Genomic DNA, 21502 nt, shown 5'->3' on the forward strand with positions numbered 1-21502 from the left:
TCAAGCCTTTGCTTACCCGGGTCGGACGCACGTCCGACCTGGCAGCGGAGCGGTAGCGACCCACGTATCCATCGGGTCGCCACGCCGGGGGTGAGAGTTCAAACCCCCGTCCGCTCCGCCAGTTACGAGAAGGCGCATCCTCGGATGCGCCTTTCTTCTATCCGGACTCTACCCACGCTCCACGGTTGCCTATTTTTGAAGTTCAACCGTTTCTGGGGGACGCATGCTGCAAAATATCAGGGACAATTCACAAGGCTGGATTGCCAAGACCATTATCGGGATCATCGTCGCATTGATGGCGTTCACCGGTATCGAAGCCATTTTCCAGGCTTCGGGTAATAACGCGCAGGACGTGGCCAAGGTCAACGGTGAACAGATCACCCAGACCGAACTGAGCCAGGCTGTCGACATGCAACGTCGCCAGCTGATGCAACAGCTGGGCAAGGATTTCGATGCTTCGCTGCTGGACGAAAAACTGCTGCGCGACGCGGCCCTCAAGGGCCTGATCGACCGCAAGCTGCTGCTGCAAGGCGCTGCTGATGCCAAGTTCGGCTTTTCGGAAGCCGCTTTGGACCAGGTGATCCTGCAGACGCCGGAATTCCAGGTGGATGGCAAGTTCAATGCCGAACGTTTTGACCAGGTGATCCGTCAACTGGGCTATAGCCGTATGCAATTCCGTCAGATGCTGACCCAGGAAATGCTGATCGGCCAGGTTCGCGCAGGTATCGCCGGCAGCGGTTTCGTCACCGATGCCGAGGTGCTGGCATTCGCCCGTCTGGAAAAACAGACCCGCGATTTCGCCACCGTCAACATCAAGGCAGACCCGGCAGCGGTGAAGCTCACCGATGATGAGGTCAAGGCTTACTACGATCAGCACGCCAAAGAGTTCATGACCCCGGACCAGGTGGTCATCGACTATCTGGAATTGAAGAAGTCCTCCTTCTTCGACCAGGTCACCGTCAAGGACGATGAACTGCAGGCTGCCTACGAGAAGGAAACCGCCAACCTCGCTGAACAGCGTCGTGCCGCGCACATCCTGATCGAAGTCAACGATAAGGTCACCGAGGCGCAAGCCAAGGCCAAGATCGAAGAAGTCCAGGCACGCCTGGCCAAAGGCGAGAAGTTCGAAGCCCTGGCCAAGGAGTTCTCCCAGGATCCAGGTTCGGCCAACAATGGCGGTGACCTGGGCTTTGCCGGCCCTGGCGTCTACGATCCGGACTTCGAAACGGCCCTGTACGGCTTGAAGCAAGACCAGGTATCGGCGCCGGTGCGCAGTGCCTTCGGTTGGCACTTGATCAAGTTGCTGGGCGTTGAAGCACCTGAGGTGCCATCGTTTGCCAGCCTGAAAGACAAGCTGACCCGCGAGCTCAAGACCCAACAGGTTGAACAGCGGTTTGTCGAAGCGACCAAGCAATTGGAAGATGCGGCATTCGAAGCGTCCGACCTGGCTCAGCCGGCATCTGACCTGAAACTGACCGTCCACACCTCGGCGCCGTTTGGCCGTGAAGGTGGCGAGGGCGTTGCAGCCAACCGTGCTGTGGTGACTGCGGCATTCAGCCCGGAAGTGCTGGATGAAGGTGCCAACAGCAGCGCCATCGAGCTGGACCCGGAAACCATCATCGTGTTGCGTGCCAAAGAGCATCTCAAGCCGGCTCAACTGCCGCTTGAGAGCGTTGCTGCGGCGATTCGCACCCAGATGACCAAGGAGCGTGCGAGCGCTGCCGCCAAAGCCCATGCCGACGAGTTGATCGCCAGCCTGCGTGACGGCAAAACCGCGCTGGACCAGCCGATTGACGGTCAGGCCTGGAAGGTGACTGAAGCGGCGACCCGCGGTCAGGAATCCATCGACCCAGCCGTGCTTCAAGCCCTGTTCCGCATGCCCAAGCCTGCGGCCAAGGACAAGCCTACTTTCACCACGGTGACGCTGCGTGATGGCAGCCTGGTGATTGTGCGCTTGAACGGCGTCAACGAAGCGGCAGCCCCTACGGACGAAGAAAAGGCGCAATACCGCCGCTTCCTCGCTTCCCGTATCGGCCAGCAGGACTTCGCGGCGTTCCGCAAGCAGCTGGAAACCCAGGCAGACATCAAGAAGTACTGATGCCGGCTTGAATAAAAAAGACCCCGTCCTGAAAAGGCCGGGGTCTTTTTTTGCCCTTGATAAAGTGGGTGCTTAACTCGCCTTATGGGTGCTTGCCTGAAAATTTGAGCTTGCCCCAGGTCAGGCCGATCACCGCTGCCAGGGTCGAAGCGGCCAATACACTGAGCTTGGCGGCCGAGAGCAAGGCCGGGTCCGAGAAGGCCAGGGACGAGATAAAGATCGACATGGTGAACCCGATCCCGGCCAGCAGGCCAACCAGGCCGACTCCTGTCCAGGTCACACCGTCCGGCAGCTTGCAGATGTTGAGCTTGACCAGCATCAGGCTCGCCAGCATCACGCCCAGGGGTTTGCCAAGTACCAGCGCAAAGATGACCCCCATGAACACCCCGTGAGCCATCGGATCATCCAGGTTGAAGCCGTGCAGGCTCACGCCAGCATTGGCCAGGGCGAAAAGCGGCATCACGCCGAATGCCACCCACGGATGCAGTGCCGATTGCACCCGTTGCACCGGCGGCAACATCTCCCGTTGGGCTTCGCGCAGTTGTTTGAGAGGTTTGGCGACTTGCTGCGCACCTTCATTCGATTGCGAGAAGCGCTCCATCAGCTCGTTGAACGTGCGTTCAATGGTCTCCAGCGGGCGCTCCGTGGTGGGCTTGGAGTTGACCGGCGTCATCAAGCCCAGGATCACCCCGGCGAGGGTCGGGTGCACGCCGGTCTTGAGCAGCCCGAACCATACAATCGCGCCAGGTAACAGATAGATCGCGGCCTTGCCGATGCCCATGCGTTGGAACACCAGCACCAGCGCCAGCCCGCCTGCGGCAATCACCAAGCCCATGTAATCGAGACTGGCAGTGAAGAAGATCGCGATGATCAGGATCGCCACGATGTCATCGATGATCGCCAGGGCCAGCAACAGGATACGCACGCCACTGGGAATCGACTTGCCCAGCAGCGCCAGCACGCCAACAGCAAAGGCGATGTCGGTCGCGGTGGGTACCGCCCAGCCACTGGCGGCGACGGTGCCGTGGTTGAGCAGGGTGTAGATGAGTGCAGGCATCAGCACACCGCCCAGCGCAGCGCCCAAGGGCAGCGTGGCCAGTTTCAGGTTGGCCAGGGCGCCATCTTTGATTTCCTGACGGATCTCGGCGCCGACTACCAGAAAGAAGATGGTCATCAGCCCGTCATTGACCAGAAAGTGCAGGGAGCGCGAGACGCTGTAATCGCCAAGTCCCAGGGTAACAGGCGTATTCCAGAAGTGTTCGTAGGTCGCGGCGGCGGGGCTGTTGGCCCAGATCAGCGCCACGATCGCTGCCAACAGCAGGACGATACCGCTCACGGCTTCGATATGGGAAAAACGCTCAAGGGCAGACAGCGCGCCCTCAGTCAGGCGCTGAGGGCGGGGGATGGCAGGGTGTTTATCAGGCACGACAAATCTCCATTGGCGGCCCGACCAATGCTTGGCTTTTAACCTGCGCCGTGCCTTATGCAGCAACGCACCCAGAGGCGATGATAGGAAGTAGAGGAATAAGTTGTAAACAAACTTGTCATCGGCCGTGCCAGGCCTTGCCCGTCATTGCACCCAGCGCCAGCGCTATCAACCCCAGCACGGCCCATGGAAATGCGATGACGCCCCAGTGTTGGAGCATCAAGCCGCCAGCCAGCCCACCCCCGGCAATGCCAAGGTTCCACGCGGTGACCAGCATGGATTGCGCGGCATCGGCCGAGTTGCCGGCCGACTTCGCGAGTGCGGTTTGCAGCAGGGCCGGCAGGCCTCCGAAAGCCAGGCCCCAGGCCGCCACGCTGATGTAGATGCAGATCGCAGAGCTGATCCAGAAACCCAGGAGCAGGGCAGCTGCGGCGAACGTCGCGCAACTGATGAGGGTCAGCAACCGCAGGTGTTGATCAATCCATATGCCCACCAACCAGATGCTTACCAACGCCATCAAGCCGAACACCAGTAATACCTGGTCGATCTCGCTGCCGATGCCGGCGGGCACCAGCAAGGGAGCGATGTAGGTGTAGAGGATGTTATGAGCCAACACATAGGTGAAGGTCACCCACAGCACTGGGCGGATTCCCGGCATGGCCAGCACGCGATTCAAGCTCAGACGTTTGCTGGCTGCTTCGCCGGCAAAATCCGGCAATTGCCAGCGCGCCCACACCAGCAGTAACAGGGTCAGGCCGGTCATGATGGCAAAGCTGCTGCGCCAACCGACCAGCGTGCCAAGCAGGGTGCCAGCAGGTACGCCGAGGGACAAGGCCAGCGGCGCACCGAGCATGGCCACGGCGATCGCCCGGCCCTGCAGATGAGGGGCAACCATGCGGCTGGCGTAGACTGCCAACAGCGCCCACAGCAGCCCGGCGAATACACCCGCAAAGAAGCGAGCGATCAAGGTCACGCCGTAGTGGTTGGAAAACGCGGTGACACTGTTGACCAAGGCAAAGCCGCCTATGGCGATCAACAGCAGAGGCCTGCGACGCCAGCCACGGGTCAGCAAGGTCAGCGGGATGGCCGCGAGCAATGAGCCCAGGGCGTAGAGCGTCACCAACTGCCCGACCAGCGCCTGTGACACTTCCAGCCCGGCGCTCATTTGCGGCAGCAGCCCGGCGGGCATGGCCTCGGTGAGGATGGTAATAAAGCCGGCCGAGGCCAGGGCCAGCAACCCTGCCAATGGCAGGGGTTCATGCACGGGCGCCGTAGCGGTCAATGAAGCGTTGTTGTTCATGGGAGTCTCCTTGAAGGGGCAAGGAGGCAGGGTAGGGGGCTGCGATGCGCGGAAAAACAGGCTAAGGTGCCGAACTTATCGGACATTTTTGTCCGCAATCGACCAAGGCATCAGCATGGACAGTCTGAGCGGGCTCTCGGTATTCGTACAGGTCGCGCAAACCCGTAGCTTCACCGCGGCCGGGCGGGTATTGGGCGTGTCATCCTCAGCGGTAGGTAAAAGCATCGCACGCATGGAGGAGCGCCTGGGTGTCAGGCTGTTTCATCGAAGTACCCGCAGTATCACCCTGACCAGTGAGGGCGCGCTGTTGCTGGAGCGCTCGCGGCGTATCCTGGCGGAAGTGGAAGCGGCTGAGCTGGAGTTGAGCGAGGCCAGTGCCACCCCGCGGGGCAAACTGCGTATCAGCGTGCCCCAAGTGCGCGGGTTGTTGATGCCGGTGATCAGTGGCTTTATGCGTGCCTATCCGGATATCGAGTTGGACGTGGATTTTTCCGACCGTATGGTGGATGTCATCGATGAAGGCTTCGACGCGGTGATCCGCACCGGCAAGCCGGAAGACTCGCGCTTGATGGCGCGCCATCTGGGGCATTATCAATTGGTACTTGTCGGTACGCCCGGCTATTTCGACCAATACGGCACGCCACTCCTGCCCCAGGACTTGAGTCATCACGCCTGCCTTCGGCATAAATTCTGCGCCTCCGGCAAACTCGAGCCCTGGCCGCTGCGACGGGTGCCGGGCGCGGCGGAGCCGAGCTTGCGTGCGCCGCTGGTCAGCAGCACCATTGAGTCTCTCAAGCATGTGGCTCAGGAAGGTCTCGGTATTGCGTGTCTGCCGGACTACATGGTCAACGAGGCGGTTGCGCAAGGGGCTTTGCAGCGCGTGCTGGATGAACACCTCGAACACCGTGGCAGTTTCTGGTTGCTGTGGCCGGCCAGTCGCCATGCCTCGGCCAAATTGCGCGTGTTTATCGACCATATGTGTGCCGGGCTTTTTCCTACTGACGCGGCTTCACAAGGCTGAGATGTTTAACCGACAGGAATGCGCGCTTCAAGGCCGCGTTCTGTTGCACAATACCGTCCGGACCGTTTTCCACAGGATTTTCAATGTCGACATCATTTCACTTGCGTAGCCTCGGGTTGGCGCTGGTGCTGGCGGGCGCCGCGGGCTGCTCCTCACCCAAGACCGCTATCTATGAACATGAGAATTTCGACGATTCCGGTACGTTTTCCCGCGATTACCCGGTCAGCGATGTAGCGGCGTGTGAAGCGGCGCGTCGTGCCCTGCTGAGCCAGGGTTACATCATTACCAGCAGCGATCCAAAGCTGGTGGCGGGCAACAAGAGTTTCCAGCAGACCGGCGAGACCCATCTGCAGATCAGTTTCAACGTGGTGTGCGCTGCTGATGGCAAAGGCAGCAATCACTCGACGATGTTTGCCAACGCCTTGCAGGATCGCTATGCGCTGAAGAAGGTCAACAACTCCGCCAGCCTCGGCGTGGGTGTGCTGGGTTCGGTGTCGATGCCGATCGGCTCCACTGACGACTCGATGGTGAAAGTCGCGAGCGAGACCGTCTCGGCGCCGAAGTTCTACGAGCGTTACTTTGCGCTGGTGGATGTGTTCCTGCCGCAGGAGGTCAAGCAGGCCGAGCATATACCCGAGCAGCCCAAGGCTGACCTGGGTGTGCCTGAACCCAAGGCCGCTCCGGTAGCCGCTCCAGTAGCCGAGAAGGTCGAGGCGCCGAAGGAGGCACCTGTAGCGCCTGCCGCTTCGCAACCCCTGGCACCGCCACCTGAGGCTGCGCCGATCGCACCGACCCCGGAACCTGCGCCTGCCTCGGCGCCAGCAACCGAGCCCGCGCCGGCGCCGACCAATCCCAGCCTGCCTGCGCCGACAGAGGCAATACCGCCCTTGCCAGCGCCTGCGCAGTAACTCAGATGGCTACGGGATCGGCCTTGTCGACGTTGATCCCGTAGCGGCTGATGGCCAGGGCGACGTTGTCACGACCAATCACACCGTCATCAGCCAACGCCTTCAAGGCTGCTAAAGCGATAAAGTGCCGGTCTACCTCGAAGAACTCGCGCAATGTCTCGCGGGTGTCCGATTGCCCGAAACCGTCGGTACCCAGTGCGACAAAACGGCGGTTATGCACGAAGGGGCGAATCTGGTCGGCGAACAACTTCATGTAGTCCGTGGCCACCACCACAGCGCCGGTTCTCCCGGCAAGGCAGGTTTCGACGTAGCTTTGGCGCGGCTCGCTTTGCGGGTGCAGGAGGTTCCAGCGTTCGGCGGCGTGCCCATCACGGCGCAATTCGGTCAGGCTGGTGACGCTCCAGACATCGCTATGCACGGCGAAATCCTTGGCGAGCAACTCGGCTGCGGCGATCACTTCGCGCAAGATTGAACCGCTGCCCATGAGCTGCACCTTTGCCTGCGGGTGGCTGCTCAGCGGATACATGCCCTTGAGAATGCCTTCTTCAACGCCTTCCGGCATCCCCGGGTGCGGATAGTTTTCGTTGAGCAGGGTGATGTAGTAATAGATGTCCTCCTGTTCGACATACATGCGCCGCATACCCTCGCGAATAATCACCGCCAGTTCGTAGGCAAAAGTCGGGTCATAGGCCACGCAGCAGGGAATCACCGACGCCAGGATATGGCTGTGCCCGTCGTCGTGCTGCAAGCCTTCACCCATCAGCGTGGTGCGCCCGGCCGTGGCGCCCAGCAGGAAGCCCCGCGCTCGCGCATCGCCCGCCGCCCAGGCCAGGTCGCCGACGCGCTGGAAGCCGAACATCGAGTAGAAAATATAGAACGGCACGGTCATCAGGCCATGGTTGCTATAGGACGTGCTTGCCGCAATCCAGGAAGAAATGGCGCCGGATTCATTCAGCCCTTCCTGCATGATCTGTCCGTCTTTGCTTTCTTTGTAGTAGCTCAATTGCCCGGCGTCCTGTGGGGTATAGAGCTGGCCGACGGCTGAGTGGATACCGATCTGGCGGAACAGGCTTTCCATGCCAAAGGTGCGCGACTCATCCGGCACAATAGGCACGATCAGCTTGCCCAAATGCGTGTCCTTGAGCAGCGTGCCGAGGATGCGCACAAAGGCCATGGTGGTGGAGATGGCGCGCTCACCGGTGTCTTTGAGTTGGGTGGCGAAGGCGCTCAGCTCGGGGATTTGCAGCGGCGCAGCGCTAGTGTGGCGCGCTGGCACATAGCCTCCCAGTGCCTGCCGTCGTGCGGCAAAGTAGTGGGCCTCTTCGCTGTCGACGGCGGGTTTGAGGTAGGGGATTTCTTCGAGCCGGTCATCGTCGACCTCCAGGCCGAAGCGGTCGCGGAAAGCTTTTACCGCTTCGGCCCCCATCTTCTTCAGCTGATGGTTGATGTTTTGGCCTTCGCCAGCTTCACCCATGCCGAAGCCCTTGACCGTCTTGGCCAGTATCACCGTGGGCTGGCCCTTGTGGCGCACGGCGGCGGCGTAGGCGTTGTAGACCTTGTCCGGGTCATGCCCGCCCCGTGAGAGTTTCCAGATGTCGTCGTCGGACATGTCCGCAACCAGCGCCAGCAACTGCGGGTATTTGCCAAAGAAGTGTTCACGCACATAAGCGCCATCCTGGGATTTGTAATTCTGGTAGTCGCCGTCCACGCATTCCATCATGCGTTGGCGCAGCAGGCCGCTCTGGTCCTTTTCCAGCAGCGCGTCCCAGCCGCCGCCCCAGATCACCTTGATCACATTCCAGCCGGCGGCACGGTACAGGCTCTCGAACTCCTGGATCACCTTGGCATTGCCGCGCACCGGACCATCCAGGCGTTGCAGGTTGCAGTTGACCACGAAGATCAGGTTGTCGAGTTTTTCGCGGCCCGCCAGGGAGATGGCCGCCAGGGATTCGGGCTGGTCCATTTCGCCATCGCCGAGGAATGCCCAAACCTTGCGGCCCTGATGCTGCTTGAGGTCTCGAAACTCCAGGTACCGCATAAAACGCGCCTGGTACGCGGCAGTGATCGGTCCCAGGCCCATGGAGACCGTAGGGAATTGCCAGAAGTCCGGCATCAACCGTGGGTGAGGGTAGGAAGACAAACCCTCGCCACCGACCTCGCGACGAAAGTTATCCAGCTGCGCTTCGCTGATACGGCCCTCCAGGTAGGCACGGCCATAAATGCCTGGTGAGGAATGGCCCTGGATGTACACCAGGTCGCCGTCGAATGTGTCGGTTCGGCCACGGAAAAAATGATCGAAGCCTACGTCATACAGCACGGCGGCTGACGCATAGGTGGCGATATGCCCACCTACGCCTGAGTGTTTGCCTGCGCGCAATACCATCGCCATGGCATTCCAGCGGATGAACGCATTGGTGCGCCGCTCGATGGCCTGGTTACCGGGGTAGGGCAGCTGGCGCTCAACCGGGATGGTATTGACGTAGGGAGTGGTCACCCGCCCGTAGAAGTCGCCATGCCGTGCAACGTCGAAATCCAGCAACTGATCGATCAGGTAATGAGCGCGGGGGCGGCCCTCGGTGGACAGCACCGATTCGATGGACTCCAGCCATTCGCGGGTTTCCTGTGGATCATCGTCGAGTCTTACTGGGTCATTCGGGGTCATGTGAGGCTCCAGGGTAGGCGGATTCAAGCAGCGAGCTCCTCGCGGGAGTGATGCAAAATGTAGTTGCAATTGCAACGAGATGCCAGAATCTAGCGCGGGATGAGCTACTATTGCAACCTTCTTGAAATTCCCCGGATGGTGTTGCATGTCGTCGAAAGAACCGGATGTATGGTTCCGTTTTGTCAGGGCTCACAGGACGGTCATCCGTGAAATCGAGCGGCGCCTGGCTGCGGCGGGCCTGCCGCCGTACGCCTGGTACGATGCGTTGTGGGGCCTGGAAAGCGGGCCCGGCGGCACCCGGCGTATGCACGAACTGGCCGATGTGCTGGCCATTGAGCGCTATAACCTCACGCGCCTGGTGGACCGCCTGGAAAAGGACGGCCTGGTAGTGCGTTCCCGCTCCGATGGCGACGGTCGTGCGGCGTTTGCCTCGATCACGGACACGGGTCGAGCGCTGCGCAAGAGCATGTGGAAAATCTACGAAAGCACCGTGGACGAGCTGTTCATTTCACAAATCGAACCCGAGCAGCGCCAGGCATTTGCCGATGCCCTGGAGCGCACGGCGGGCTTGGCGATGGATGCGGGTGTGCAAGTGCGCAGCCGACGTAAATCGTAGGTTCGAAAACAGACTCAGTGCGGGGGACCTTGCTTGCGCAATTGCATTCCCCCTCACTTCAGGTGATAACGCTGCAGTGCGTTTTCCACCTGCTGCACCTCGGTACGCCCTTCATCGGCCAGCGCTCTTAACGCTGACGCCACAATCCAATAGCGGCTCGGCGCAGAGGCCTGCATCGAGCCTGCGCCCAAGGCGATAAATCGTGCATCTACATGCGCGGCTAATTGATCGACAATCACCTGCGGATAACCGGTGACGGCAATGACGGGTGCGCTACTGCCTGCCAGGCAATCACGTAAATGGCAGCTGCGCCTGGGGGCCAAGGGGTGCAAGCGGTTCCAGCGCTCCGCGGTCGCCGCCTCACGGGCCAACCGTGTGTAGCTGGGGCTGCTCCACACCTGCGCCGTAATATTCCAGTCCTGTTCCAGCAACTCTGCGGCGTACATCACCTCTTCCAGCGCCCGGCCAGCCCCGAGCAGGCGCACATCTGCTGCTTGTCCACGCCGGATCGGATACATGCCTTTGTGGGCATCCTCTCGGTCCTGGGCAGTCAGTGTCGTGTGGGCATCCTGGTCATGCAGCGTCAAATAATAAAAACCTGGCTGGCCGTCGATGTACAGCGTGCGTAGTCCTGCCAGCACAATCGCTCGAGCTTCGTCTCCCGAGGCGGGATCGTAGGGTGTGCAGCGTGGATGGGTCGCCAGCCATACTGGCAATGACGGGTGCGTGCCCTTGGGCCACGGGGAAGGCTGGTTCTCGATGTCATTGCACAAGATGCCACGTTGGGCGGTCTGCTCCGACAGTGCGCACAACTGTGCAGACGACACTGCGCTGTGCAGATAGAGCAGGGGTTTTTCGCCGCGATTGCACGCAAACCAGATAGGCCAGTTGCCCACGCGGCGGCTGCATGACTGGCCACGGATCACCCAGGCGTGCCGGCTGGATTCCAGGGTATTGGCCATGCTCATCACCGTATACAGCGGCGAGTTGCCCGGGCAAACGGCGGTGCTGAGTGCATCGATGCAGCTCTGCGCAGAATGCGCGATAGAGGCAGGCATGGGTCCAAGCTCCTTCCAACGGATATTTGTACCCTACTGGAAATGTGATTGCATTTGCAATGATTGCAATCGCACTTCAAGTCATGGGATTAAATTATCCGGCGCCTGTCGCGTTTAACTTTTCAAGCGCAGGAATGTCACAACGTCGACATTTTTTCGTCATGACGGCACTTTAGGCTGGGTTCGCAGGTCATTTACCTGCCACCGCTCTCATTTGAAGAAGGAGTCCACCATGGACGATTACCAGGAAGAACTGCTGGAGTACCAGGCATTCGAGTTGGACCCGCTGGATCCGGTTGACGATGCCACCGAGCTGTAACGCTGACTTCAGGCGGAGTGCCGCTGACTGCGGCGAAATTCCCCTGGGGTCTGGTTATTCCAGCGCCTGAAGGCCCGCTGGAAGGCTTGGGCTGAAGCAAAGCCAAGCAAGTAGGCGATCTCGCCAAATGCCAGCTCGGTATCGCGAATATAGGTCATGGCCAGGTCGCGGCGGGTGTCGTTGAGAATTGCGCGAAACTGTGTGCCTTCCTCGGCCAGTTTGCGCCGCAGTGTCCAGGTCGGCAGTTTTAAGCGTGCCGCCACCTCTTCCAGGTCGGGTTCCCGGCCGCCATTGAGCATCGGCCCGAGCAACCGCGTGATGCGCTCGCGCAGGCTGCGGGTGCGAGTCAGCTGCTCCAACTCCCTTTCACACAGCTGCAGCAGCAGGTGCCAGGTGCTTGGGCAGTGCTGTGGGTTGCGCAGCGCCAAGGTGGGTTGGCTCAGACGCAGTTGATTGGCATCGGCGCCGAAGTGCACCAGGCCGCTTCCCAGCCTATTGTAGTGTTCGTGATAGTCCGGCGCGTCGAATTCGATTTCTATCCGTTGTGCCTGCACCGGCTGTTGCGCCAGGCTGGATAATTGTTGCAGCCAACCGGCGATGATCGAGTCCACCACAAAGCGGTTATAGGCGTTGTAGGGGCTGATGGAGTAGAACCGCAGCCAGGCGCCTTCGGCATCTTCATGAAAGCTCGATTGCCCGCGATAGTTGGAGCCGTACAGCGCTTCAAAGCGTGTGAGCGTGCGCGCCGCTTCGCGCACATTGGGGGCCTGGGCGGCGGTGACACCGGCCAGGCCGGCCTGGCTCAAGCGGCTGAGTTGGCCCATGCGCAGGCCCAGGCCCGGGTCGCCGGTCAGTTGGATGGCCGCGTGGCCCAGGCGCATATAGCGCGGGATCGACAGGCGTGCGCCGGCTTCAGCCAGGCGTGCAGGGTCCAGGCCGTATTGCAGCAACAGCGGTTGCGGGTCCAGGCCGTGGCTCTGGATGGCATCGGCCAGGGTGTGCACGAAGCCCACCGACAGATCCCCCAGGCGCACCGGCTTCAAGGGCTACAGCCAGATATTCAGCAGGCGCGCGCCACGGGCATCGCCGTCGGCGAACACTTGCCCGTTGCTGCTCAGAAAACTCTGGCCGGCGCTGCCCAGGTCCCAGAACTGCCCACGTAAAAACACGCTCATGCCCGCCATGGCCTGGCTGACAGGCTGCTGGCTGATCAGCGTGAGGCGGCGCCAGGCGGCGCCTTCGCTGGTTTCTTCGGGTTTGAGGCTGACCTCGGAAGGCGTCGACACGCTCTTGAAGCCGCGCCATGGACGGTCCCAGGTGTCGCGGCCAGTGACGAAGGCCGGTACTGCGATCAGTTGCGCACCTTGCTCGTTGAGCTTGCGATAGTTGTCCGGGTACCAGCTGTCGCTGCCGACCAGGATGCCCAGGCGCCCGGCAGGCGTATCCACCACGCTGACGACATTCTCATCGCCTGGCTCGATAAAGCCACGCTCATCGTAGATCGGGTAGAGCTGACGCTGCGGTTGGCCCAGTGGCAAACCGTCGGCGGCAAATACCACGCTGGCGTTGTACAGCGCGCCATGGCCGACTTCCAACTGCCCCTGGATCACGCTCGGGTTGGGCAGGGCGATGGAGCCTGCCACCAGGGTTACGCCAAATTCTTTTGCCAGGCCGCCGAACACCACTTGATAGTCGCGCGCCATGGCAGGTGCCTTCATGCGCAGGTAGGCGTCATCCATGCGGTTGTCGCCGGTGGCGCTGATCCAGGCTTTCGCAAACTGCAGTGGGTTGCTGATCGACAGCCAGTTCATCGCATCCTTCAAATGCGTGGCCTGGTACAGCTCGTTTTTTTCGCCCTTGAGCATCAGCCAGGTGCCGATATGTTCGGGCAGCACCACGATGGTCTTGGCGTTGATCAGGCCTTGGTCGCGCGCTTTTTGCAGGTAGCTCGACAGCTTCAGATGCAGGCGTTCCAGGCTTTGATAGTCGGCAGGGAACAGCTCTGGCTGAATGCCGAGCAGGTTGCCACGGTCGGCTGGTTCGCCCTCATTGACGGCGAGGGTGATACGCAGGTCCGACAGGTAATGCGCCACGGGGCGCTCCTGGGTCCACACCAGATACGCGGAGAGGGCGGCAACCAGGGCCATGGTGACGGTGAACGCTAGAAGTTTACGCATGGGGCAACAGACAACAGACCAGGTGCAGGGTTCGCGACTAGGGTAGGGCCCATGGCGCGGCTTGCCAAGGGGCGCTGTGCATTTGGATCAATAACTTGTCAGTTTCAGTCATTGAGCCGTGGTCCACCGCCTCTTAGTCTGTGGGACATAAACCGATGGCACACCGTTCGAGTGCGCCACGTCCCGTGATGATCCGTTGTGGAGCTGTACCATGACCGCTGCTGCCTACCCGCACCTGCTGGCCCCGTTGGACCTGGGTTTTACCACCTTGCGCAACCGTACCCTGATGGGCTCGATGCACACCGGCCTGGAAGAAAAGCCCGGCGGTTTCGAGCGCATGGCAGCCTACTTTGCCGAGCGCGCCCGTGGTGGCGTGGGCCTGATGGTCACCGGCGGCATTGGTCCGAATGATGAAGGCGGTGTATACGCCGGGGCAGCCAAGCTGACCACTGAAGAAGAGGCGCGCAAGCACAAGATCGTCACCCAGGCGGTGCACGAGGCGGGCGGCAAGATCTGCATGCAGATCCTTCACGCTGGGCGTTATGCCTACAGCCCCAAGCAGGTGGCGCCGAGTGCGATCCAGGCGCCGATCAACCCGTTCAAGCCCAAGGAATTGGATGAGGAGGGCATCGAGAAGCAGATTCAGGATTTTGTCACCTGCTCTTTGCTGGCCCAGGCCGCCGAATACGACGGTGTGGAAATCATGGGTTCGGAGGGCTACTTCATTAACCAGTTCCTCGCCGCCCAGACCAACCATCGCACCGACCGTTGGGGCGGCAGCTTTGAAAACCGTATGCGCCTGGCGGTGGAGATCGTGCGTCGCGTGCGCGAGGCCGTCGGCCCGAACTTCATCATTATCTTCCGCCTGTCGATGCTTGATCTGGTGGAAGGCGGCAGCGTCTGGAAGGAAATCGTGCAGTTGGCCAAGGCTATCGAGCAGGCTGGCGCGACGATCATCAACACCGGTATCGGCTGGCACGAAGCGCGTATCCCTACCATTGCCACCAAGGTCCCGCGTGGCGCCTTCAGCAAAGTCACCGCCAAATTGCGCGGTGCGGTGCAGATTCCGCTGATCACCACCAACCGCATCAACACCCCGGAAATCGCCGAGCAGATCCTGGCCGAAGGCGATGCCGACATGGTCTCGATGGCGCGCCCGTTTCTGGCCGACCCGGAGTTCGTCAACAAGGCCGCCGCTGGGCGCGCCGATGAAATCAACACCTGCATCGGCTGCAACCAGGCGTGCCTGGACCACACCTTCGGCGGCAAGCTGACCACCTGTTTGGTCAACCCGCGCGCCTGCTATGAAACCGAACTCAATTACCTGCCCGTCAAGCAGATCAAGAAAATCGCGGTGGTCGGCGCCGGCCCTGCCGGTCTGGCCGCTGCCACTGTTGCCGCTGAGCGTGGGCATCAGGTGACCTTGTTCGATTCCGCCAGCGAGATTGGCGGCCAGTTCAATATCGCCAAGCGTGTGCCGGGTAAGGAAGAGTTTTTCGAAACCCTGCGTTACTTCAAACGCAAATTGCAGACCACTCACGTAGAGCTGTGCCTCAACACTCGTGTGGGCGTCGAGCAGCTGGTGGCAGGTGGTTATGACGAGGTGATCCTGGCCACCGGTATCGCGCCGCGCACCCCGGCGATCCCGGGAGTCGAGAACGCCAAGGTGTTGAGTTACCTGGATGTGATCCTGGAGCGCAAGCCGGTGGGCAAGCGTGTGGCGGTGATCGGCGCCGGCGGCATCGGTTTCGATGTATCGGAATTCCTCGTACACCAAGGCGTGTCTACCAGCCTGGATCGCGAGGCGTTCTGGAAAGAGTGGGGCATCGATACCCAACTGGAAGCACGTGGCGGGGTGGCCGGGATCAAGCCCGAGCGCCATGCGCCGGCCCGCGAGGTGTTCCTGCTGCAACGCAAGGCTTCCAAGGTTGGCGACGGCCTGGGCAAGACCACCGGCTGGATTCACCGTACCGGTTTGAAGAACAAACAGGTGCAGATGCTCAACAGTGTCGAGTACTTGAAGATCGATGATCAAGGCTTGCATATCCGCATCGGCGCCGAGGGTGAACCGCAGGTGCTGGCGGTGGACAACATTGTCATCTGCGCCGGCCAGGACCCGCTGCGCGAACTGCATGACGGCCTGGTCGCTGCCGGCCAGAACGTGCACCTGATCGGCGGTGCCGATGTGGCCGCCGAGCTGGACGCCAAGCGCGCCATCAATCAGGGCTCGCGCCTGGCGGCCGAGTTGTAAGGCGACAACAGGGGCGGTGTTAGACTTGCCGCCCCTTTCTCATTCAGATACCTGCCGATGGGCCCTTTCGATTGGCTGCCTTATGCGCCCCTTGAACCTGTGCAGCTTGATTGGCTGAACGGCATCGAGTTGGCCGTGCTGCGCCTGGACCGCATCGACCCGCTGATCAGCGGCAACAAGTGGTTCAAACTTACCGAACACTTGGCTCAGGCCCGCGCTACCGGCGCCAAAGGGGTTATCAGCCTTGGCGGGGCTCACTCCAACCATCTGCACGCACTGGCAGCGGCGGGCAAGCGCTTTGATTTTCCCACGGTCGGCCTGTTGCGCGGCCATCCCCAAGACACTCCCACGGTGCTCGACCTCAAGACCTTCGGCATGCAACTGCATTGGCTGGGCTACGGCGGTTATCGGGCGCGGCATGAGCCGGGTTTCTGGCTGCCCTGGCGCGAGCAGTATCCCGACCTTTATCCGATACCCGAAGGCGGTGGTGGTCTGGACGGCGCGCTGGGCTGTGGGGTGTTGGTGGAGCAGGCGCGGGTGCAGTTGAGCCACCTCGGTTGGACGGATTACGACGCATGGTGGCTGGCGGCGGGCACCGGTACTACTCTGGCCGGGTTGGTGCTGGCGGAGGCCGGCGCGCATCCGGTGTACGGCGCAATGGCTGTGCCGGATGATCATGGCGTGGCGCAGAATGTGAGTGCGATTGTGCAGACCGGTTATGAGTTGCTGGACGCCTGCCGTGGCGGCTTTGCCAAGGTCGATCCGCTGCTGCTCGACTTTATCGAGCGCACCGAACGGGCCTGCGGTGTGCCACTGGAGCCGCTCTACACCGGCAAGGCGCTGCTGGCATTGAAGCAACAGATCGAGGCCGGACGCTTTGCCCCCGGCGCGCGGCTGATCTTCATCCACACTGGCGGCCTGCAAGGCCGCCGAGGTTTCCTGTAGGTGTCAACGGGTGGGATTGTGCCCGCCCGGCATCATTCGCAAGGCAGTGTTATCGCGCATCACATAATGGTGAAAGATCCCCGCCAGCGCATGCAGCCCGATCAGCCAGTAACCGATCTGGGCGAACAGCACGTGCCAGCCTTCAATCTCCTCGGCCAACGCCTTGTTTTCTGCAATCAGCGGCGGTAACTCCATCCCATAGAACATCACCGAATGCCCCTTGGCACTGACGATCAACCAACCGGCAATCGGCAACCCGATCATCAACGCATACAGCGCCCCATGCATAAGCTTCGCCAGCAGGCTCTGCCATGGCGGCGGTGCCGGTACGATCTTCGGCGCCACCCCCAGGCTGCGTGCGAACAGGCGCAGCCACACCAGCACAAACACGGTAAGTCCGAACATAAAGTGCATTTCGACAATCAGCGTGCGCGCACCGCTGCCTTTGGGGAATTGCCCGCGTAACTCAATGCAGGCGTAGACCACCGCCAGCAGCACTACCATCAACCAGTGCAACGCAATCGACATGGTGCTGTAGCGCGTATCGGAGTTTTTCCACGGCATCGCTTTTTTCCTCACTCATCAGGGCATACCTCCGCTCTTTAGCGACGGAGTACGTTAACTGTATGCCCGTTTTGAGCGCTTCGCTCGTTGCCAATGCCGTTGCCTTGATCCTGGTCAGTAACTTTGCGGCATTTCCCCGCGTGCCAGGCGTGCGTTGATGTCGGCGATGACATTCGGCAGGTCGTTGATAGTGTCGATCAGGTAGTGCGGGCGCGAGCCTTCGAACATCGCTTCGATACGCTGACGCTCGCTGGCCAGTGTGGCGCTGTCCAGGGCGCGAAATTGCTCGTAGGTCAGGCCCAGGGCATTGCCCGAACAGGTCAGCGCTACGGTCCACATCCCGGCACGACGGCCTTCGAGAATACCCGGCACGGTGTCGTCGACCTTCACGCACGCGGCCACATCATCAATGCCCAGGGCAATCACGTTGGCCAGGGCCTGGGCCGGCCAAGGGCGGCCGTTGGGGACTTCGTCGGTCGCGACCACGTGGTCAGCGACATAGCCGTTGGTGGCGGCCAGGGCGACGACTTTGTCCATCACCTGCTTGGGATAGCCGGAGCAGGAGCCGATCTTGATACCTTGGGCGCGCACGCCGGCCAGGGTGTCGAGGGCGCCGGGGATCAGGGCTGAATGTTCGGCGATCTTCTCGATTTGCAGCGGCATGAAACGCTGGTAGATGGAGGTCACGTCATCATCGGTCGGTGTGCGGCCGAAGGCCTTGCGGTAGCGCTCGGCAACTTGCGGCTGGTCGCAGAGAGTGCGGATATGGTCCCACTTGCCCATGCCCATCGGGCCACGGGCTTCTTCGATAGAGACTTGCACGTCGAACTCGGCAAACGCCTCGACAAAGATCTGCGTGGGGGCAAAGGAGCCGAAGTCGACCACGGTGCCGGCCCAGTCGAGGATAACGGCCTGGAGGGTGTTGGGGTTTTGATAGTTCATGGTTCAGGTCCTGTGGGTAATGGGGGCAATCAAATGTCCAGCACTTCCATTTCTTGCAGCACGTCGGCGATAGCCTTGACCGCCGCCTGCATACCGGCCGCATCGACATGGCCGATGCAGCCCACGCGAAAGGTTTCCACCTGGGTCAGCTTGCCGGGGTAAAGGATGAAACCCTTGACCTTGACCCGTTCGTAGAAGTCCTTGAACTGGTAGCGCGGGTCTTTTGGTGCGTGGAAGGTGACGATGATCGGCGCCTGGATCGCCGCCGGCAGGAAACTGCGCAGGCCCAGCGCAGCCATGCCGTCCAGCAGTGCCTGACAGTTGTCGGCGTAGCGTTGATGACGGGCGGGCAGGCCGCCTTCTTCGGCGTATTGCAGCAACGCTTCATGCAGGGCCGCGACGACGTGGGTCGGTGGGGTGAAACGCCATTGTCCGGTCTTGGCCATATAGGTGTGCTGGTCGAACAGGTCCATTGCCAGGGAATGGCAGTTGCCCTGGGAGGCGGCCAGCGCAGCTTTTTCGGCAAAGACAAAGCCCATGCCCGGTACGCCTTCCAGGCATTTGCCCGAGGCGGCGATCAGCGCCTCGAACGGCATTTCGCGAGCATCAATCGGCAGCGCGCCGAAAGAACTCATGGCATCGATGATCAGGCGCTTGTCGTGGCGTTTGACGACCTGGGCGATCTCCGCCAGCGGGTTGAGAATGCCGGTACTGGTTTCGCAATGGATCAACGCGACGTGGGTGATGGCCGCGTCAGCCTGCAGTAGGCGATCTACATCGGCAGCGGTGGTGGGCTCGTCCTCAGCGGTTTCAAAGGTGCTGAACGAGCGACCGAGCACTTCGCAAATCTTCGCCAGGCGCTTGCCGTAGGCGCCGTTGATCAGCACCAACACCTTGCCATTGCGCGGGACCAGCGTGCCGATGGCGGCTTCGACGGCGAAGGTGCCGCTGCCCTGCAACGGCACGCAATGGTGGCTGTCGGCAGCATTGAGGATCGCCAGCAGCTGCGTGCAGACGCTGGCGGTGAGCTGGTTGAAGCGATCGTCCCACGACCCCCAATCCACCATCATCGCCTGACGGGTGCGGGTCGAAGTGGTCAGGGGGCCAGGGGTCAACAGGATCGGCGCGGCAGTGGTCATCTCAAATCCTCGCAAGGGTCGGGGTTGAAGCTACGGCGCCTAAATTGCAGTTTGGCTTGTTATCAATCAAATTGTTTGTTGTTATGCGAGCTATCAGTGAGGCCGATAGCTATGAATCTGTTCCAACTACGTGCATTCGATGCCGTGGCCCGCGAGGGCAGTTTTACCCGTGCTGCGGCGCGGCTGTTCATCAGCCAGCCGGCGGTAACCGGGCATATCAAGGCGCTTGAAGAGCATTACCAGATTGCGCTGTTGCGCCGTACCGCCCGGCGGGTGGAGTTGACCGAAGAGGGCGCACGCCTGGCGGCCATCACCCGGGCGATCTTCGGTTTGGTGGATGAGGCGCAGACCATGCTGGAGGCCAACCGGCAGTTGCTCACTGGGCGCCTGGAAGTAGCCGCGGATGGTCCGCACCTGGTGATGCCGATGATCGCCAGCCTGCGCTCGCGCTACCCGGGCATTACCGTGAACCTGCGCCTGGGCAACGCCCAGGAAACCCTGGCGGCGCTGCTGTCCGAACATGCCGATGTGGCAGTGCTCACCGAGGTGGAGCCGCGCAATGGCTTGCACCTGCAACCTCTGGACGAGTCACGGATTTGCGCGCTGGTGCCGGCAGCGCATCCGTGGGCAAAGCAGCCCGACGGGATTGAACTGGCGCAGCTGCATGAGGTGATCATGGTGCTGCGTGAACCCAGTTCCATTACCCGGCGCACGTTCGACGACGCGTGCCTGGCGGCGAATGTGCAGCCCAGGGTGCTGCTGGAACTGGACAGCCGTGAAGCCGTGACCGAAGCCGTCGCGGCCGAACTGGGGGTAGGGGTGGTGTCGTCGATGGAGGTCAGCCCGGACCCGCGGGTACACGCTGTGCCGATCCTGGGCGATGGCCTGCTGAACCGGCATACGCTCGGCTGCATGGAGCGGCGCCGTTCGCTGCGCTTGATTCAGGCTTTTTTCGAGTTGGCGTGAAGGCTGTCACGCACTATCTCCAAAAAGCTCGCCACCACGCGACGTGAGCTCTGTTCTTTCAGGCAGACGAGGGTTTCCTTCATGCGCTGAGTGCAGTCGCGGATCGGCATGGCGTACACCCGAGCGTCTGCGCCGAACTCTGCCGCCGATACCACGCCCACGCCAATGCCCACCACCACTGCTTCACGCGCGGCTTCGCGGCCTTCAACTTGAATCGCCGGGCGAATGCGCAGGCCGGCCTGGCGCATTTCCTGCTCCAGGGTCTGACGGGTCACTGAGCCGATTTCCCGCAGCACCAAGGGCGTGTCATCCAGGTCGGCCAGGCAGATGGATTCGCGCCCGGCCCAGGGATGGTTGCAGGCGACAAACGCCAGCAGTTGATCGTCGGGCAATGGCAGCGACAGTAGGCGCGCATCGTCGACATCGCGACCCAACAGCGCCAGGTCGGCCTGGTAGTTGTACAGGCGCAACAACGACTCATCGGTGTTGCCGGTTTCGATCTTCACGCTGATTCCCGGGTACAGCCGGCAGAAGCGGGCAATCTGTGGCAGTACATGTACGGGCGCATCCACCGCCAGGGTGAGGGTGCCAGTGAGCAGGGCGCGGGAGTCTTGCAGCAATTCTTCGGCTTGCGCCTCGATCACAAACAGGCGCTGAGTAATGCCCAGCAGGCGTTCGCCCAGGTCGGTCAGGCGTACCGAACGTTTGTTGCGGTGAAACAGCAACACGCCGAAGCGCTCTTCGAGTTTGCGCACCTGGTCGGAAATCGCGGGCTGGGTCAGGAACAGGCGCTCGGCGGCGCCGGTAAAACTGCCGTGCACGGCCACCGCATGGAAGGCTTTGAGTTGGGCATGGGAAACCGACATGGCACGTCCTCTTACAAGCTGAGCTTATATTTGAAATACGATAAATCGATTTTACCTATTAGTCAGCCATTGCTTTGATGCACCTCAGCCGCCGTAGGTTGAGTCCTACAACCTCGACGGCCATGGGCGCAGGCACACCGCGTTCATCTGACCAATACCGCGCCCTCCAAGGCCCGGCATTGCAGTGCTCAACCATAAAAAAAACAGGCGTCTTCTTTCGATTCTGCCGGCACACTCACACCTG

Annotated in this window: 17 protein-coding genes; 7 read left to right on the top strand and 10 right to left on the bottom strand. The window is 61.3% G+C overall.

The features are described 5' to 3' along the window. The first annotated feature begins 223 nt into the window (after window positions 1-223). Window positions 224-2098, top strand: a complete 1875-nt coding sequence (locus TK42_RS13715; RefSeq protein ID WP_032880522.1) for a SurA N-terminal domain-containing protein — start codon at window positions 224-226, stop codon at window positions 2096-2098. An 82-nt stretch (window positions 2099-2180) separates the two neighbouring features. Here the strand turns inward: TK42_RS13715 and nhaA are convergent, their stop codons facing one another. Beyond that, on the bottom strand, window positions 2181-3524 hold the full coding sequence (nhaA, locus tag TK42_RS13720) for a Na+/H+ antiporter NhaA (RefSeq protein ID WP_103734446.1): 1344 nt from the start codon (window positions 3522-3524) through the stop codon (window positions 2181-2183). 118 nt (window positions 3525-3642) lie between these two features. Continuing rightward, window positions 3643-4824, bottom strand: a complete 1182-nt coding sequence (locus TK42_RS13725; RefSeq protein ID WP_103734447.1) for an MFS transporter — start codon at window positions 4822-4824, stop codon at window positions 3643-3645. A 115-nt stretch (window positions 4825-4939) separates the two neighbouring features. On the opposite strand from TK42_RS13725, the gene TK42_RS13730 reads away from it, so the two are divergent. Continuing rightward, window positions 4940-5845: a LysR family transcriptional regulator gene (locus TK42_RS13730; protein WP_103734448.1), complete on the top strand. Its 906-nt coding sequence runs from the start codon at window positions 4940-4942 to the stop codon at window positions 5843-5845. Between the two features lie 83 nt (window positions 5846-5928). Next, window positions 5929-6753: a DUF2242 domain-containing protein gene (locus TK42_RS13735; RefSeq protein WP_103734449.1), complete on the top strand. Its 825-nt coding sequence runs from the start codon at window positions 5929-5931 to the stop codon at window positions 6751-6753. A gap of 1 nt (window position 6754) precedes the next feature. Here the strand turns inward: TK42_RS13735 and aceE are convergent, their stop codons facing one another. Next, complete coding sequence (gene aceE / locus TK42_RS13740) at window positions 6755-9415, bottom strand: pyruvate dehydrogenase (acetyl-transferring), homodimeric type (protein WP_103734450.1); 2661 nt, start codon at window positions 9413-9415, stop codon at window positions 6755-6757. Between the two features lie 145 nt (window positions 9416-9560). Here aceE and TK42_RS13745 point away from each other — a divergent pair, with 145 nt between their 5' ends. Next, on the top strand, window positions 9561-10031 hold the full coding sequence (locus TK42_RS13745; protein WP_032880533.1) for a MarR family winged helix-turn-helix transcriptional regulator: 471 nt from the start codon (window positions 9561-9563) through the stop codon (window positions 10029-10031). Window positions 10032-10084: 53 nt separating this feature from the next. Here the strand turns inward: TK42_RS13745 and TK42_RS13750 are convergent, their stop codons facing one another. From TK42_RS13750 to TK42_RS13760, 3 genes are all read right to left on the bottom strand, one after another. Beyond that, on the bottom strand, window positions 10085-11089 hold the full coding sequence (locus tag TK42_RS13750) for a pyruvate dehydrogenase (protein ID WP_103734451.1): 1005 nt from the start codon (window positions 11087-11089) through the stop codon (window positions 10085-10087). A gap of 327 nt (window positions 11090-11416) precedes the next feature. Beyond that, complete coding sequence (locus TK42_RS13755) at window positions 11417-12451, bottom strand: AraC family transcriptional regulator (protein ID WP_103734452.1); 1035 nt, start codon at window positions 12449-12451, stop codon at window positions 11417-11419. 3 nt (window positions 12452-12454) lie between these two features. After that, entirely contained in the window at window positions 12455-13585 is a 1131-nt protein-coding gene (locus TK42_RS13760) for a carbon-nitrogen hydrolase family protein (RefSeq protein ID WP_103734453.1), read from the bottom strand. Between the two features lie 211 nt (window positions 13586-13796). Between TK42_RS13760 and TK42_RS13765 the strand changes: the two genes are divergently transcribed. After that, window positions 13797-15836, top strand: coding sequence for an NADPH-dependent 2,4-dienoyl-CoA reductase (locus TK42_RS13765; RefSeq protein WP_103734454.1), 2040 nt, complete (start codon window positions 13797-13799; stop codon window positions 15834-15836). Window positions 15837-15893: 57 nt separating this feature from the next. Then, a complete protein-coding gene (locus TK42_RS13770) occupies window positions 15894-16781 on the top strand; it encodes a 1-aminocyclopropane-1-carboxylate deaminase/D-cysteine desulfhydrase (RefSeq protein ID WP_103734455.1) in 888 nt (295 codons plus the stop codon). Between the two features lie 3 nt (window positions 16782-16784). Here the strand turns inward: TK42_RS13770 and TK42_RS13775 are convergent, their stop codons facing one another. The 3 genes from TK42_RS13775 to TK42_RS13785 form a co-directional block, all read right to left on the bottom strand. After that, window positions 16785-17345, bottom strand: a complete 561-nt coding sequence (locus TK42_RS13775; protein WP_046068703.1) for a cytochrome b — start codon at window positions 17343-17345, stop codon at window positions 16785-16787. A 114-nt stretch (window positions 17346-17459) separates the two neighbouring features. Further along, window positions 17460-18287 (bottom strand): phosphonoacetaldehyde hydrolase, encoded by an 828-nt coding sequence (gene phnX, locus TK42_RS13780; protein WP_103734456.1) that lies wholly within the window; start codon window positions 18285-18287, stop codon window positions 17460-17462. A gap of 29 nt (window positions 18288-18316) precedes the next feature. After that, window positions 18317-19426, bottom strand: coding sequence for a 2-aminoethylphosphonate--pyruvate transaminase (locus TK42_RS13785; RefSeq protein WP_103734457.1), 1110 nt, complete (start codon window positions 19424-19426; stop codon window positions 18317-18319). A gap of 111 nt (window positions 19427-19537) precedes the next feature. Here TK42_RS13785 and TK42_RS13790 point away from each other — a divergent pair, with 111 nt between their 5' ends. Then, window positions 19538-20392 (top strand): LysR substrate-binding domain-containing protein, encoded by an 855-nt coding sequence (locus TK42_RS13790; protein ID WP_103734458.1) that lies wholly within the window; start codon window positions 19538-19540, stop codon window positions 20390-20392. Here the strand turns inward: TK42_RS13790 and TK42_RS13795 are convergent. Next, window positions 20368-21258: a LysR substrate-binding domain-containing protein gene (locus TK42_RS13795; protein WP_103734459.1), complete on the bottom strand. Its 891-nt coding sequence runs from the start codon at window positions 21256-21258 to the stop codon at window positions 20368-20370. The genes TK42_RS13790 and TK42_RS13795 overlap by 25 nt on opposite strands. Window positions 21259-21502: the final 244 nt, after the last annotated feature.

Origin of the sequence: Pseudomonas sp. GZJR-8, assembly GCF_002916705.1 — a bacterium.
GTDB lineage: Bacteria > Pseudomonadota > Gammaproteobacteria > Pseudomonadales > Pseudomonadaceae > Aquipseudomonas > Aquipseudomonas synxantha_A.